12 protein-coding genes and 2 tRNA genes are annotated in these 13,107 nt (G+C 65.5%); 8 read left to right on the top strand and 6 right to left on the bottom strand.

The genetic code is table 11. The features are described 5' to 3' along the window. Positions 1–147 precede the first annotated feature (147 nt). From EDF18_RS11005 to pstB, 4 genes are all read left to right on the top strand, one after another. Positions 148–1,245: a phosphate ABC transporter substrate-binding protein PstS gene (locus EDF18_RS11005; protein WP_369878301.1), complete on the top strand. Its 1,098-nt coding sequence runs from the start codon at positions 148–150 to the stop codon at positions 1,243–1,245. 151 nt (positions 1,246–1,396) lie between these two features. Next, positions 1,397–2,359, top strand: coding sequence for a phosphate ABC transporter permease subunit PstC (pstC, locus tag EDF18_RS11000; RefSeq protein WP_123547838.1), 963 nt, complete (start codon positions 1,397–1,399; stop codon positions 2,357–2,359). Next, a complete protein-coding gene (gene pstA / locus EDF18_RS10995; RefSeq protein WP_123547837.1) occupies positions 2,359–3,456 on the top strand; it encodes a phosphate ABC transporter permease PstA in 1,098 nt (365 codons plus the stop codon). The genes pstC and pstA overlap by 1 nt, the downstream gene beginning before the upstream one ends. 70 nt (positions 3,457–3,526) lie before the next feature. Further along, entirely contained in the window at positions 3,527–4,306 is a 780-nt protein-coding gene (gene pstB / locus EDF18_RS10990; protein ID WP_123547836.1) for a phosphate ABC transporter ATP-binding protein PstB, read from the top strand. A 159-nt stretch (positions 4,307–4,465) separates the two neighbouring features. Here pstB and EDF18_RS10985 read toward each other — a convergent pair whose 3' ends face one another. The 3 genes from EDF18_RS10985 to EDF18_RS10975 all read right to left on the bottom strand — a co-directional run bounded on the left by EDF18_RS10985 (position 4,466) and on the right by EDF18_RS10975 (position 7,223). Then, positions 4,466–5,377 carry an anti-sigma factor domain-containing protein gene (locus EDF18_RS10985; RefSeq protein ID WP_123547835.1) on the bottom strand — a complete coding sequence of 304 codons (912 nt, stop codon included), beginning with the start codon at positions 5,375–5,377 and terminating at the stop codon, positions 4,466–4,468. Then, positions 5,374–5,970, bottom strand: a complete 597-nt coding sequence (gene sigK, locus EDF18_RS10980) for an ECF RNA polymerase sigma factor SigK (protein WP_123547834.1) — start codon at positions 5,968–5,970, stop codon at positions 5,374–5,376. Before sigK ends, EDF18_RS10985 begins: the two co-directional genes overlap by 4 nt. Before the next feature lie 623 nt (positions 5,971–6,593). Continuing rightward, the gene (locus tag EDF18_RS10975; protein WP_123547833.1) at positions 6,594–7,223 is read right to left on the bottom strand and encodes a DNA-directed RNA polymerase subunit beta; all 630 of its coding nucleotides are present in this window, start codon (positions 7,221–7,223) and stop codon (positions 6,594–6,596) included. Positions 7,224–7,367: 144 nt separating this feature from the next. On the opposite strand from EDF18_RS10975, the gene EDF18_RS10970 reads away from it, so the two are divergent. The 3 genes from EDF18_RS10970 to EDF18_RS10960 all read left to right on the top strand — a co-directional run bounded on the left by EDF18_RS10970 (position 7,368) and on the right by EDF18_RS10960 (position 8,617). Further along, a tRNA-Lys gene (locus EDF18_RS10970) sits at positions 7,368–7,440 on the top strand. A gap of 363 nt (positions 7,441–7,803) precedes the next feature. Then, positions 7,804–7,977: a hypothetical protein gene (locus EDF18_RS16350; protein ID WP_158614664.1), complete on the top strand. Its 174-nt coding sequence runs from the start codon at positions 7,804–7,806 to the stop codon at positions 7,975–7,977. A gap of 567 nt (positions 7,978–8,544) precedes the next feature. Beyond that, a tRNA-Val gene (locus EDF18_RS10960) sits at positions 8,545–8,617 on the top strand. A gap of 288 nt (positions 8,618–8,905) precedes the next feature. Here the strand turns inward: EDF18_RS10960 and EDF18_RS10950 are convergent. The 3 genes from EDF18_RS10950 to EDF18_RS10945 all read right to left on the bottom strand — a co-directional run bounded on the left by EDF18_RS10950 (position 8,906) and on the right by EDF18_RS10945 (position 12,606). Beyond that, the gene (locus EDF18_RS10950; protein WP_123547831.1) at positions 8,906–10,714 is read right to left on the bottom strand and encodes an ATP-dependent endonuclease; all 1,809 of its coding nucleotides are present in this window, start codon (positions 10,712–10,714) and stop codon (positions 8,906–8,908) included. A 1,064-nt stretch (positions 10,715–11,778) separates the two neighbouring features. Then, on the bottom strand, positions 11,779–11,988 hold the full coding sequence (locus EDF18_RS16160) for a hypothetical protein (RefSeq protein WP_148050087.1): 210 nt from the start codon (positions 11,986–11,988) through the stop codon (positions 11,779–11,781). Positions 11,989–12,072: 84 nt separating this feature from the next. Continuing rightward, positions 12,073–12,606, bottom strand: a complete 534-nt coding sequence (locus tag EDF18_RS10945; RefSeq protein ID WP_148050086.1) for a hypothetical protein — start codon at positions 12,604–12,606, stop codon at positions 12,073–12,075. 136 nt (positions 12,607–12,742) lie between these two features. Between EDF18_RS10945 and EDF18_RS10940 the strand changes: the two genes are divergently transcribed. After that, positions 12,743–12,928: a hypothetical protein gene (locus tag EDF18_RS10940; RefSeq protein ID WP_123547829.1), complete on the top strand. Its 186-nt coding sequence runs from the start codon at positions 12,743–12,745 to the stop codon at positions 12,926–12,928. Positions 12,929–13,107: the final 179 nt, after the last annotated feature.

The following is a 13,107-nucleotide window of genomic DNA, read 5'->3' as shown; positions in this document are numbered from 1 at the left end:
GGGCACGCCCGGCCGATGTTCCCCCCGCGTTAACCTCCCGTTCACCATCGCAGACGACCGTGGTTAACCGCCCGACGTAGCGTCTCGCAACGGGCCAGCACCGGCCCCCCAGCACCCCACAGCACTACATCCCGAAAAGGAACCCCTGTGAACTTCAAGCGCACCGGCAGCATCGTGGCGATCGCCGCGGTCGGCACCATGCTCCTCGCGTCCTGCGCCTCCAACGAGGGCGGCTCCGGCACCTCGACCGAGGGCGCCTCCTCCGACCTCTCCGGCACGATCGCCGGCATCGGCGCCTCGTCGCAGCAGGCAGCCCAGGAGGCCTGGGTCGCCGGCTTCCAGACCGCCAACCCCGACGTGACCGTCAACTACGACCCGCAGGGCTCCGGCGGCGGCCGTGAGAGCTTCATCTCCGGCGCCGCGGCCTTCGCCGGCTCGGACCGCGCGTTCAAGACCGACGAGATCTCGTCGAGCACCTTCGCGGGCTGCACCCCCGACACCGGCATCGTCGAGCTGCCCGTCTACGTCTCGCCCATCGCGGTCGTCTTCAACCTCGACGGCGTCGACGAGCTCAACCTCTCCCCCGCCACCATCGCCGGCATCTTCAGCGGCGCGATCACCACCTGGGACGCGGCCGAGATCAAGGCCGACAACCCCGACGCCGACCTGCCCAGCACGCCCATCACGGCCGTGCACCGCTCGGACGACTCGGGCACCACCGAGAACTTCACCGAGTACCTGAACGCCAACAGCCCCGACGTCTGGTCGTCGGAGCCCGACGGCGTCTGGCCCCTCGAGGGCGGCGAGGGCGCCTCCGGCACCTCGGGCGTCATCGACGCGGTGACCAACGGCACCGGCACCATCGGCTACGCGGACGCCTCGCGCGCCGGCGACCTGGGCGTCGCGAAGATCAAGGTCGGCGAGGAGTTCGTCGAGTACTCGGCCGAGGCCGCCGCCGCCATCGTCGACGAGTCCCCTGAAGAGGAAGGCCGCAGCGAGGGCGACATCGCCATCGAGCTCGACCGCACCTCGACCGCCGACGGCGTCTACCCCCTCGTCCTCGTCAGCTACCTCATCGGCTGCGAGTCGTACGAGGACGCCGCCCAGGGCGAGCTCGTGAAGTCGTACTTCGAGTACGTCTCCAGCGACGAGGGCCAGCAGGTCGCGGCCGACGCCGCCGGCTCGGCTCCCATCTCGAGCACCCTCTCGGGCCAGGTCGCCGACGCGATCGCGCTCATCAAGTAGCACCCGCCACACCGGGCCCGGGACCGCACGCCGTGCGGTCCCGGGCCGTCGCCCTGACAGGGGCACCCGTACGATCAGCACCATCGGCAGAACCGCACCGCCACCCGAGCACCGCCCGCACACCGAGCACCCACCCGGAGGACCTCGTCCGATGACCGCCCCCGCATCGACCGCCACGAAGGTCAGAGCACCTCGTGCGCCGCGTCGCCCCGCAGACCGGATCTTCTCGGGCAGCACCGTCGTCGCCGGCGGCCTGATCCTCGCCATCCTCGCCGCCGTCGCGATCTTCCTGGTCGCGCAGAGCATCCCCGCCGTGATCGCCGACCCGGCCGACATCTCGCTGTCCGGCTTCCCCGACTCGTTCTGGCAGTACGTCGGCCCGCTCGCCTTCGGCACGGTCTACGCCGCCGCGCTCGCGCTCGTCATGGCCCTCCCCGTCGCCATCGGCATCGCTCTCTTCATCTCGCACTACGCGCCCCGCCGCCTCGCCGCGGGCCTCGGCTACGTCATCGACCTGCTGGCCGCCGTGCCGTCGGTCGTCTTCGGCCTGTGGGGCAGCATCGTCCTCGCCCCCGCCGTGCAGCCCGTCTACGCGTGGATGGCCGACCACCTCGGCTGGTTCCCGCTGTTCGCCGGTCCCGTGTCGGGCACCGGCCGCACGCTGCTCACCGCCTCCATCGTGCTCGCCGTGATGATCCTCCCGATCATCACCGCGCTGAGCCGCGAGGTGTTCCTGCAGACGCCGACCCTGCACGAGGAGGCGGCCCTCGCGCTGGGGGCGACCCGCTGGGAGATGATCCAGGTGGCGGTCCTGCCCTTCGGCCGCCCCGGCATCATCTCGGCCTCGATGCTCGGCCTCGGCCGGGCCCTCGGCGAGACCATGGCCGTCGCGCTCGTCCTCTCGCCGGCGCTCGTGATCAACCCGGCGATCCTCACCTCGACGAACTCGTCGACCATCGCCGCGAACATCGCCCTGAGGTTCCCCGAGGCGCACGACATCGGCATCAACACCCTGATCGCGACCGGACTCGTCCTGTTCGTCATCACGCTGGTCGTCAACTCGATCGCCCGCATCGTCATCAACCGCCGCAAGGCCTTCTCCGGAGCGAACTGATGGCCACGACCACCCAGGACCGTCCCCGCACGGCCAGCCGCACAGTCAACACCCTCACCACGGGACGCCTGCCCAAGGCCTCGCCCCTGGTCATCCTCGCCGGCAGCTGGGCGATCATGCTCGTCGTCTTCGGCCTCCTGCAGGCCGGCGGCGTCACGGAGACGTTCAACTGGGTCGCTGCGATCGTGCTCGGCACGATCCTCTACGCCGCGCTCGTCTTCGTCATCTCGATGCAGGTCGAGGGCATCCGCCGCGCCAAGGACCGCGTCGTCACGACCCTGGTCAGCGCCGCGTTCATCCTCGCCCTGATCCCGCTCGTCTCCGTCCTCTTCACCGTGGTGACGAGCGGCGCCGCGCGCTTCGACGGCGACTTCTTCGCCATGTCGATGCGCAACGTGGTCGGCGCGGGCGGCGGCGGTCTCCACGCCCTCACCGGCACCCTGCTGATCACCGCCCTCGCCGCCGTGATCTCGGTGCCGATCGGCCTGCTCACGGCCATCTACCTCGTCGAGTACGGCCGTGGCCGCCTGGCCCGCGCGATCACGTTCTTCGTCGACGTCATGACGGGCATCCCGTCGATCGTCGCCGGCCTGTTCGCCTACGCCCTGTTCGTGATCTTCTTCGGCGAGGGCGTCCGCATGGGCGCCGCCGGCTCCGTGGCCCTGGCCGTGCTGATGATCCCCGTCGTCGTCCGCAGCACCGAGGAGATGCTCAAGCTCGTCCCGAACGAGCTGCGCGAGGCCGCCTACGCGCTCGGCGTGCCGAAGTGGCTGACGATCCTCAAGGTCGTGCTCCCCACCTCCATCGCGGGCATCACCACCGGCGTCATGCTCTCGATCGCCCGCGTCATCGGCGAGACGGCCCCGCTGCTGATCACCGCCGGCTTCACCGCGAGCATGAACTACGACCTGTTCGACGGCCGCATGCAGTCGCTGCCGGTCTTCGCCTACAGCTCGTACGTGAGCCAGGGCACCGACGCGGCCGCCTACATCGACCGGGCGTGGACCTCGGCCCTGACGCTGATCCTCATCGTCATGGCGCTGAACCTGCTGGCCCGCCTCATCGCGCGCCTCTTCGCCCCCAAGCTCGGCCGCTGACGGCCACGCGCCTCCCCCTCTCTTCCCCCTGCGTCCCCGTACGACGCCGCACCTCACCGAAGGAACCTGAATGTCCAAGCGCATCGAGGTCAAGGACCTCAACGTCTACTACAGCAAGTTCAAGGCCGTCGAGGACGTCAACATCACCATCGAGCCGCGCACGGTCACGGCCTTCATCGGCCCGTCCGGCTGCGGCAAGTCGACGTTCCTCCGCACGCTGAACCGCATGCACGAGGTCATCCCCGGGGCGTACGTCGACGGCGAGGTGCTGATCGACGGCAATGACCTGTACAGCCCCGGCGTCGACCCGGTGCTCGTGCGCCGTCAGGTCGGCATGGTGTTCCAGCGCCCGAACCCGTTCCCCACCATGAGCATCCGCGACAACGTGCTCGCCGGCGTGAAGCTCAACAACCGCCGCATGGGCAAGGGCGAGCAGGACGACCTGGTCGAGAGCTCGCTGCAGGGCGCCAACCTCTGGAACGAGGTCAAGGACCGCCTGGACAAGCCCGGCTCGGGCCTCTCGGGTGGCCAGCAGCAGCGCCTCTGCATCGCACGCGCCGTCGCCGTCTCCCCCGACGTGATCCTGATGGACGAGCCCTGCTCGGCCCTCGACCCGATCTCGACGCTCGCCATCGAGGACCTCATCGAGGAGCTCAAGCAGCAGTACACGATCGTCATCGTGACCCACAACATGCAGCAGGCCAGCCGCGTCAGCGACAAGACGGCCTTCTTCAACATCGCGGGCACCGGCAAGCCCGGCAAGCTCATCGAGTACGACGACACCGCCACGATGTTCTCGAAGCCCAGCGTCCAGGCGACCGAGGACTACGTCTCCGGCCGCTTCGGCTGAGCCCGGAGGCTGTGCACGGCCGACGGTCGTGTGCGGCCCACGGGTCGTCGTCGGCCCGGCACGACGCGAAGGAGGCGGCCCACCTGCTGGTGGGCTGCCTCCTTCGTCGTGTGGCCGGATCGCGCCCTCGCGGGGCCCGACCGGGTCGAGCAGTCGCTGCTAGGCGCTCTGCACGGCCATGATCGGGTCGCTCGTCGGCTGCTCGGAGCCGCCGGCGGGCTCGATCGTCAGGCCGATGGTGGCACCGGGGGTCATCTCGCCCTTGAGCACCTTCGTGACCGTCGAGTCGGTGTCCGTGTCGAACGTGCCGGCGGGGACGGCACCGTCGGCGCCGATGTACCAGAGCTCGTACGTCTGGTCGCCGGGCAGCGACGTGAGGCCGTCGAGGACGACCGCCGAGCGCTTGAGCTCGTTCGACCAGACCAGCGTCGCCGTGCCGCCGGTACTGACGTCGGCGACGGTCCGCTGGAAGTCGCCTGCCGCGTAGATCTCGTCGATCGAGGAGGCGGTGGCCTCCTGCTGCTGGCTCGGGCCGGTGACCTCGGACAACAGCGCGCCTCCTCCGAAGAAGAGCGCGGCGGCTGCCGCGGCGACGCCGAGCATCGCGACGGGCCGGGTGAACCAGCGGGCACGAGCCGCGCCGGTGGGCTCGAGCACGCGGGCAGCGGTCTCGGACTCGCTCGGCTCCATCTCGGGGACGGCGTGGCGGCCGGGGCGGGCGATCTCGTGGTCGTCACCCGCGCCTCCTGCGACCTGGGTCGCTGCCGGCGTCTGCGAGGCAGAGTCGGAGGTGGTCTGGGCGGGCAGCTGAGGCAGCCCGACGATGGCGTCCATGATGCTCGCGCGGAGGGCGGCCGAAGGCATCACGGGCGGTGCCGCATGGGCGAGCAGCAATGCGGTCTCTCTCAATTCGGTCACTTCCCTTCTGGTGCTCTCGGACTCCTCCAGCAGAGTCTCGAAGTCGTGTCGTTCGTCGTCGCTCAGGGCGTCGAGCGCGTAGGCGCCCGACATCGCCTCGAGCGAGTCGTGGGGCGGGTTGCCCCCGGTGGTGGAGTCGTCGCGGTAGGTCACGATGCCACTCCCATCTCGTCGCGCAGGCGGATCATGCCGTCGCGCAGTCTCGTCTTGACGGTGCCGATCGGCACCCCCAGCATCGCGGCCACTTCGCTGTGGCTGTAGCCGCCGTAGTACGCCAGCCTGACGGCCTGGCTCTGGAGCTCCGTGAGTCGTCCCAGTGCACGCTCGACGCGTTCGTGCTCGATCCGGATCTCGACCGACTCGGTGACCGAGTCGTAGCCGGGCTCCAGGTCGCGGACGCCGATCTTGAGGTCTCGGTCGCGGCCGGCCTGAGAGGCGCGGACGCGGTCGACGGCCCGGCGGTGGGCCATCGTCAACATCCAGCTCGAGGCACTGCCCCGGGTGGTGTCGAAGCGAGCGGCGTTCTGCCAGATCTCGAGGAAGACCTCTTGGGTGACTTCCTCGGACTGCGAGTGGTCCTTCAGGAGGCGCTTGATCAGGCCCATCACACGGGGTGCGGTCTGGTCGTACAGCTCGGCGAAGGCCACTCGATCGGCCTGGGCGACCCTCAGGAGGAGCTCGTCAGGAGTCGACGCACGCGCCTCGTCCTGGGGAGTCTCGATGTCATGGGTCACGAGCTTCAGCATGTCAGGGTTCACCTCGATCCGCTCGTGTCGGGTTGACCGTCACAGGATCGTGACGGGTTCGTGCTGGTCGTTCGTGGTGCAGTTCTTGCTGGTCGGGCTTGTTCCTGCTCGTTCTTGCTGGTGTGAGTCGCTCCCCCCGCCCGGTGACCGTCTGGGATGGCGTTCAGGCCCGGGCCGAGCGGAGGGAACGACCGCGTCGTCCCGCCAGTCAGGGCGGCGGGAAGTCAGCGGAGGATCTCTCGATCCCTCACGCTCATGGTTCGGCACCGGGGGGCTGCTGGTTTGGGCGAGTTTGCCTCGGGTGCACGGAACGCCTGGCGGGGCCTCGGCGGGCCTCTGGCCGAGTGGTCACGAACGGTCGGTCATCACGTCGGGGGGAACCACGTCGGACCACTCGACCGAGGGCCCCGGATGGAGGACGGGGACGGACCCCGGGTCAGCCGAGCGGGATGGTCACGCTCGGCGAGAGGAAGAGGGTGTCGAGCCGCAGGAACGCCTCTCGGCGCGAGGCCGCTCGAAGCGGCTAAATTTGGAGCCCGGGGTTTCTACGGCCCGACAGTGATCGAGTGTAACCGTCGTCGCCGGGCCTGGCTCGGGCGTTCGCCCGGTGCGAACACGGAGCGTCAGTCGAGGCTGCCGTCGCGCCAGAGCGCGGCGCAGGCAGTGAGGTCGACTCCGAGCTCCGAGAGGCGGAGCGCGCGTCGGGTCAGCGTCGAGGCGAGGTCGGAGCCGATCGAGTCCTGCTCGTCGGCGACGGTCGTGGCGCCTGCCGAGGCGAGCCGGCAGAACGCCGCACCGCGCTCGAGCGCGACCGCGAAGTCGCCGTCGAAGACCCCGCGGAGGAGGAGGTCGGCCAGCGCGAGCACCTCGGCCGGCGTCGCGGGCGTCGGCGCCCCGGCGACGATCGGATCGATGGTGGTCGACGTCTCGACGCCGCGGTCGAAGAGGTAGGTGACTTCCTCGGGCGCCTGGCGGATGACGGCGCGCACGAGGTAGATGCGCCACAGGGCCCCGGGCAGGGTGTGCGGTGCGGCGCGGGCCCACAACTCGGCGACGACGTCGATGCCGTGCTCGTCGCTGAACGAGACGAGCCGGTCGAGGATCTCGGGCTGCGGGTCGTGCTTGACCCGGGCGACGAGGGCAGCCGCCGACTCGTGTGCGATCCGGTTCACGGTCGCCGGGTCGTCGCCTCCCTGGAACGCCTCGAAGGCGGCGCTGGGGAACTGGGTCGGGCGGTGGAAGTCTCTGGGCATCGCCTCGACGATACGCGCGTGCACCGACAGCGGCGTGTGGGTCGGGCGTCGCCGCCCGCCGACGCTCATCGACGCTGACAGCCGCGAAGGAGGCGCGCTGCCGGCCCGCGAGGACGCCCGCGATCACGTATCCTCGAACACCGAGGGCCTCTAGCTCAGTTGGCAGAGCATCGGACTTTTAATCCGCGGGTCGTGGGTTCGAGCCCCACGGGGCCCACTCGCTGCAAGGGTTTCGACTAGGTGGCCGAGACGAAGTCCGAAGAAACCCCGAACATTTGGGTCAGCTTCTCGGCGGACTCGTCACCACCAGCCCGGCGCGACATGTAGACGTCCTGAGTCACGGATGGGCGCTTGTGGCCTAGGTATTCAGCGATCGCCCGAGCCGACAACCCGGAGACATCGAGGGCCGTAGCCACCGTCTTGCGGAAGGCCTGAGAACTGAGCCCCGGGTAACCGAGCCGGTCACGGTTCGCCCGCTAATCCACCTTGGTGTTCAAGGTGTCACTGAGCTTTCCGAGCATGGACGGAAAAACGAGTTCGTTACACGGCACGTCACCCCTTCGCCAGGCTGCTCGAGTGCGTGGACTACTGGGCAGCCACCCTCAAGACCCCCGCACCGTTGATCGCGCAGGTGCACCGAAGCAAGACGGGCGAACCCGCCGGCTTCCGCTCCACCACCACACGGGACGGCGCTGCAGCACTCACGAAGCAGCTAAGTCTCTGGCTTCTCGCCCGACACGACCTCATCGCTTAGGACCACACTGCACTCGTCTACCTCGAGGACATCGCCGAGATGACCTGGAAGGTGCGGGGCCGGTACCCGATGACACACGGGCGCCCCGCGGAGACATCGGCCGGCCATGCCCCGTGCGCGACCAATTCGCCTACGGAGCCACATGGACTGGAGAAAGTGCAACCGACTTTGAACTGCGTCGCTCCCACTGCGAGTACACCGAAGATGCGGCCACCTGCCCCAAGGACGGCCGCGTCAGAGAGCTCATGCACGAACTCCGCGAAGAGCACCCCGAACCCAAAGTCGAATGGTGGAAGAATCGACGGTCCATCCTCGAGCTCGACGTGAACGTCAGGACCATCGACAGGTACATCACGGACGGGCTCAGAACCCTTACCCATGCGGGCACCGCGTACGTCCACACCGACGAGCTGCCTGCACTTGGCGGGCGAAACGGCTACGCATTCAGAGCATCCAACACACCGCAGTCCCCTAGTAGACGGCATGTCCGAACAGGTGGCGTACTTGCGCTAAGCAACCGGTCCGCCAGAAGGCAAAAGCCTCGGGCGGACCGTCGTATAAGTCCAACCCGATGTGGCTCAGCGGACAAAGAAGCAGTCTCACAATCTGCCGGTCAATGGTTCGAGTCCATCCATCGGGACGAGACGAGGCATTCCGACGTCGGTGGTGCTCCTGGGCCCGCGCGCAACAGGTAGCGATGTCGGAGGCTCGTGGTGGGCTAAGCACCTCAATCAAGGAGGCAGTGACATGCATACGGCACACAAGCGTCTACTTATCCGACACTCATCGGCCCCTTCGCCAAACGCTTGCCGTTGGTGCGGGAGGGAAAACACGGCTCACGGCGTGTCTTACACGGCGTCAGTCGGCAGTCACACCTGGTCACCACCGACTGATGCACAACGTAAGGCGAGGATGCTCCGCCGCCGTCTTAGCGCGCCCTGTTGATCAGGGTCTGGAAATGAGATCGCAATTCCATCGGCACTTCATCAACTGAACGAAGCGTGAGTGCGAGCTGTTGAAGCATTTCTGGCTTGCCACCGGGCCCGACTGAGGATCCCACGCCAAGCATGTCGAGCACGGCCGAGCTAAATTTGCCGGATCGGTGTTGAGCAAAGTCTTCGTCGCTCCAGGTGTCTACGGTTTCCTGTTCTCCGTCTCGGGGCCATAAGGAATTGGCGGCCTCGCACCATTGGGCGTCCGTGAATAGGTCCTCGATTTCGGCAGGTTCGCCGACGAACAAGCAATTTGCGTCAGGGTTCAATCCCTCGGCTAGGAGCTTGTCGCGGCGAAAGATGTGCTTCGCCTGCGTCAGGGAATCGCGGTCAACCAAGAACGCCACGTCTCGGCCATGCTTGACAAGGAATGACGCAAAGCGAAGCGCGCCCTCGTTGTTGCCGCAGGGCCAGAGCGCTATCCCGCACGATTCAAGGTGTAATCCTGTAGCGAGCTTGAAAAGCACCGGCAGGGCACGAGCTTCCGAGTCGCCCTCCACGCCTACAAAAAGGCGTTCGTGAAGGAGAACCGTGTTACGGAGCCCAACGCTGGCGGCAATGGCACCAAGGTGGGATCCCACCTGAGTTTCGTCTGCCAACGTTTCTATCTGCGTCCGGTTGCCCTCGTGCTTCACGTGCACAACGTCACCTATGTCGGTGCCATCGATGAGGTGCATGGAGTGAGATGCGATGACGACGGTGACGTTATCTTTCTTGGTCTGCTCATGGATAAGATGCATGAGTTCCCGTTGGTGACCATAATCGAGATGCGTGTCAGGCTCATCGTAGAGAAGAACAACGTCTTCACCCGTTTGCTCAAGGAGTAGCGAGTTGTACTCCCAGACTGCCAGGGCAATTCGCCTTGCCCGGCCTGCGCCGGAGGCATTAAGTCCTATATCTTCCCCGGCGCGGTTTGTCACCGTTATTTCGGTGCCTTTAAGGCCGGAAGCGCTCGTAAAACTAACGGTTGGACGAATCTGCACCCGTCCGATGTCCTGTACTTTCGCCATGATGTGCTTGCGAATCTTCTCGACGTCGCCAACGAGCTTTTTCTCGAGTCCTTCTTCGATGCCGCGGACACTTCCCCGTAGATCGTCGGCCCCGATGTGCGCCTTGTAGGCCGTGAGAAGCGTCGATCTGATTGCATCTTCTGCACTGATGGCGCTGGCCGCGTCAAAGCGCTCACCCCTGGGGAGCGCTTTCTCGAGGGATGCCTCCGCCTTGACCCAAAGCTCAGTTTGCGGCGCGAGAGCCGCAGCCTCGTCCAACCGGGCTGTCAGTTCCGCTTTTAGCCCGTCTACTGACAATTCCAAATTACTAAGACGGTCCTTGAGCTGCGAAACATTTAGATCGCCATAATCACGAAGCAGTTTGTTCTCCGGAGCTGAACGCAGAACTTCGAGAACTGCGCTAGCCCCGCCCTTTGATATGCGGCGGAGCGACAGCGTTGTCACCCCGAATTGTTCTTGCTCAGCGTCACGCAGGGCGAACCGACCAACAACGACTGTCTGATCCACCCGGGACAAATCGGCTTGATCGAGAGGGTCACCTTCCTCAGTAATTGCTGCGTATGTCACGTCAGCAGCAACTATCTGGTATCCCCCTAAAAGCATCATTACTGCCTCGATAACTGCTGACTTGCCGGCGTCGTTCTGGCCCGCCAAAACTGTCGGAGAACCGACAGAAAGCCCCTCAAGCTTTTCGATGGACCGAAAGCCGTAAATCGATACTTCTTGCAGTTGCATGTTCTCCCCGTCGAGCTAGTTATGCACCTCGATGCCATGCCCATCTTTTGAGCATGACTCAAGGAAGCCTCCCATGAGAACGCGTAGTCGCGATACAGGCCACAACGGGGCACGGGACGCTGATCCAACATTTAACCGCGCTGCCAGCAAGAACTCGCATGCGGCCGGCTCGCACACGACACGGACCCGCTTTCCGGCATGACGTCACACGCACCTACCTAGAGTCACCCTGAGCAGCCGCACAACAGCGAATCCGGGCAAGTGACCAACCAACTCCCGCAACGGGCGTAGATGGCGCAACTGTTGATAAGCCCTACCGCCCACGCCTGTGCGTCAGCCTTCCTCCGGCGCATTGAGGTCGTCGAGTTCGACTCGGGCGTGACGATCCGCTAAACGCATCCTCATCAAGTTCCAAACGAATGAGGAGGCTGCCATCGAGATGGCAGCCTCCTCATTCGGGTTTGGGAGAAAAGCGAGCAACCAGGGCTCGAAGTCTCGGCTCGCGCTGGAGCATCCACGCCAAAGCACTGTTCGGTCGCGAATTCGCGCAGCCACGGCCGCTTGCCTTCCTGGTCTCGGCAGTAGGCGTAGCAGTGGCACCACGGCCCGTTCCCGACCGACCTCGAGATGACCCAGCCGAGGGGTGGGCCTGGCTCGACCTGCACCACCCAGAATCCGTGTGCCTTGAGTCGGAGGGTGCGCGTGCGGGTGCGTCGAGGACGGCTTTGCCCACGCACGTTTGGCTGCGTTTCCTGGCCCGTTCACTCCGACGCCGAGCAACCTACGTCCCGCCGCCAACACTGCCCTGTCACCGTCGACAACCGGAGCCACCCATGCGGGTTTGTCTTGCTTCGCTGGCACGCTGGACAGTTTTGCACGGGCAGACGGAGAGCCGACAGCGCGAGGTAAAGCGCCAGGGATTGGGAGCCAGGCCTTCTGTAAAATTCACCGCAACGCCTCATCGGTCGCGTTGTTCCACATGGTCCGGACGACCAATTAACAGGGGCACCGCGGTCAGACCGACTCATCATCCCGACATGCCCAAGCCCGACTCTTACGGACCCTTACATACCAGGGCTCGCGCCTGGATCGTCATGGGTATTGCCTCGATAGGGGTTTTCGATCTCATTTGGGCTGCTGGCCTTGCCGTCGTCCCATCCATCCGCCAACCCTTCAACGTATGCCCGCCGCAGTAGGGGAAAAGCAATTCTGTCGCGGGTGCGCTCCGGGTTGTCATAGGGGGTGACGATGCTCTTACGAATGCGGTCGCTCACGGCTCGCTCCTATTTGGCTGTTCATTGGGTTGGTCTTGGTGCTGTCACCAGCAGCCGATGCGTTTTGGCTAGCGTCCACAACGTTCATTCATGCCTCTCGGACTCGGGCCACTTTGCCCTAAGCCGAGCAATGCGCGCTTCCCCCTCACGCACTCCCCACACGACATCAACCCTCTGCACCTGAGAGCGTTCCTTGTGGTCCTGGGTCCAGATGAAAGGCACTGACTGACCCGGAGTCAGCCAACTTTCGAACATCAAGCCGTAAAGGTCGGCATGACTTAGCTGTGATGGTTCTCCAGACTCAGGAAATTGCAGATGAGCGAAGACGCGCTGACCGGTCCAGTTGGTCACGGTCCACTTCGACGGGTCGTCACGATCGTGTGCCAAGACCCACGATGCGTCCGAATCAGCCTGGGCCGCCATCTCCTCAGCAATCTGGGAAAGAGCGGCACCTGCCTTAAGCCGAGCCTCGTTCGCGCCTTGCTCGTGTTCTGCCGCCAAGTGGCTTGCATGGTTCGCATCAACCTGCGCTGCCCTTGCGATACGGGTCTGCTGCCAAGCGAGGATGGCCATGAGTGCCGTCACGACCAGCAGTGCCACGTTGATCCAGTTCGACATGTCCACAGACTCGAACCTAGCCTTCAGCGGAAGCACGACTATGAACGCAACTGTCCAAGTTTAGTCTGGCGGACGCGCCCAAGGTGACTATGAAGGAATGACAGCGAATGTCAGTGGCGGACAATACCCTCCTGCCATGACTCAGCTCGACTACTCGGCCTTTTTTCTCGACCAATTGCTGCTCGGTTTTGCCGCGCTCCCGGGCATGTTCTGGACAGCAGCTCAGCAAGACCCGTGGTTGTGGAGCCTGCCGGCCTTGGTCGTCGTGAGCATCGCCCTCAAGGCCGCCCCAGCGAAGCCGCGCCGCCGCCGGCGTTACTGAAACTTGAATAGTCGTTCACTGACCATCCGACGTCGTTGGCGCAGTAGCTGAGCAGGGGTGCCACAGAATCGCGGTACGCGCCCGCGTCCAGGTTTTGGCTGCCGGAGGGGCTTCCGGCGCGAATGGCCTCGAGTCGACTGGGGGCGGCTGCTTTAGGCGGCATTGCTGTATGTCGCAGA

The sequence above is a fragment of the Frigoribacterium sp. PhB107 genome (assembly GCF_003751515.1).
Taxonomy (GTDB): domain Bacteria; phylum Actinomycetota; class Actinomycetes; order Actinomycetales; family Microbacteriaceae; genus Frigoribacterium.
This window is presented reverse-complemented; position numbering and strand designations above follow the sequence as displayed.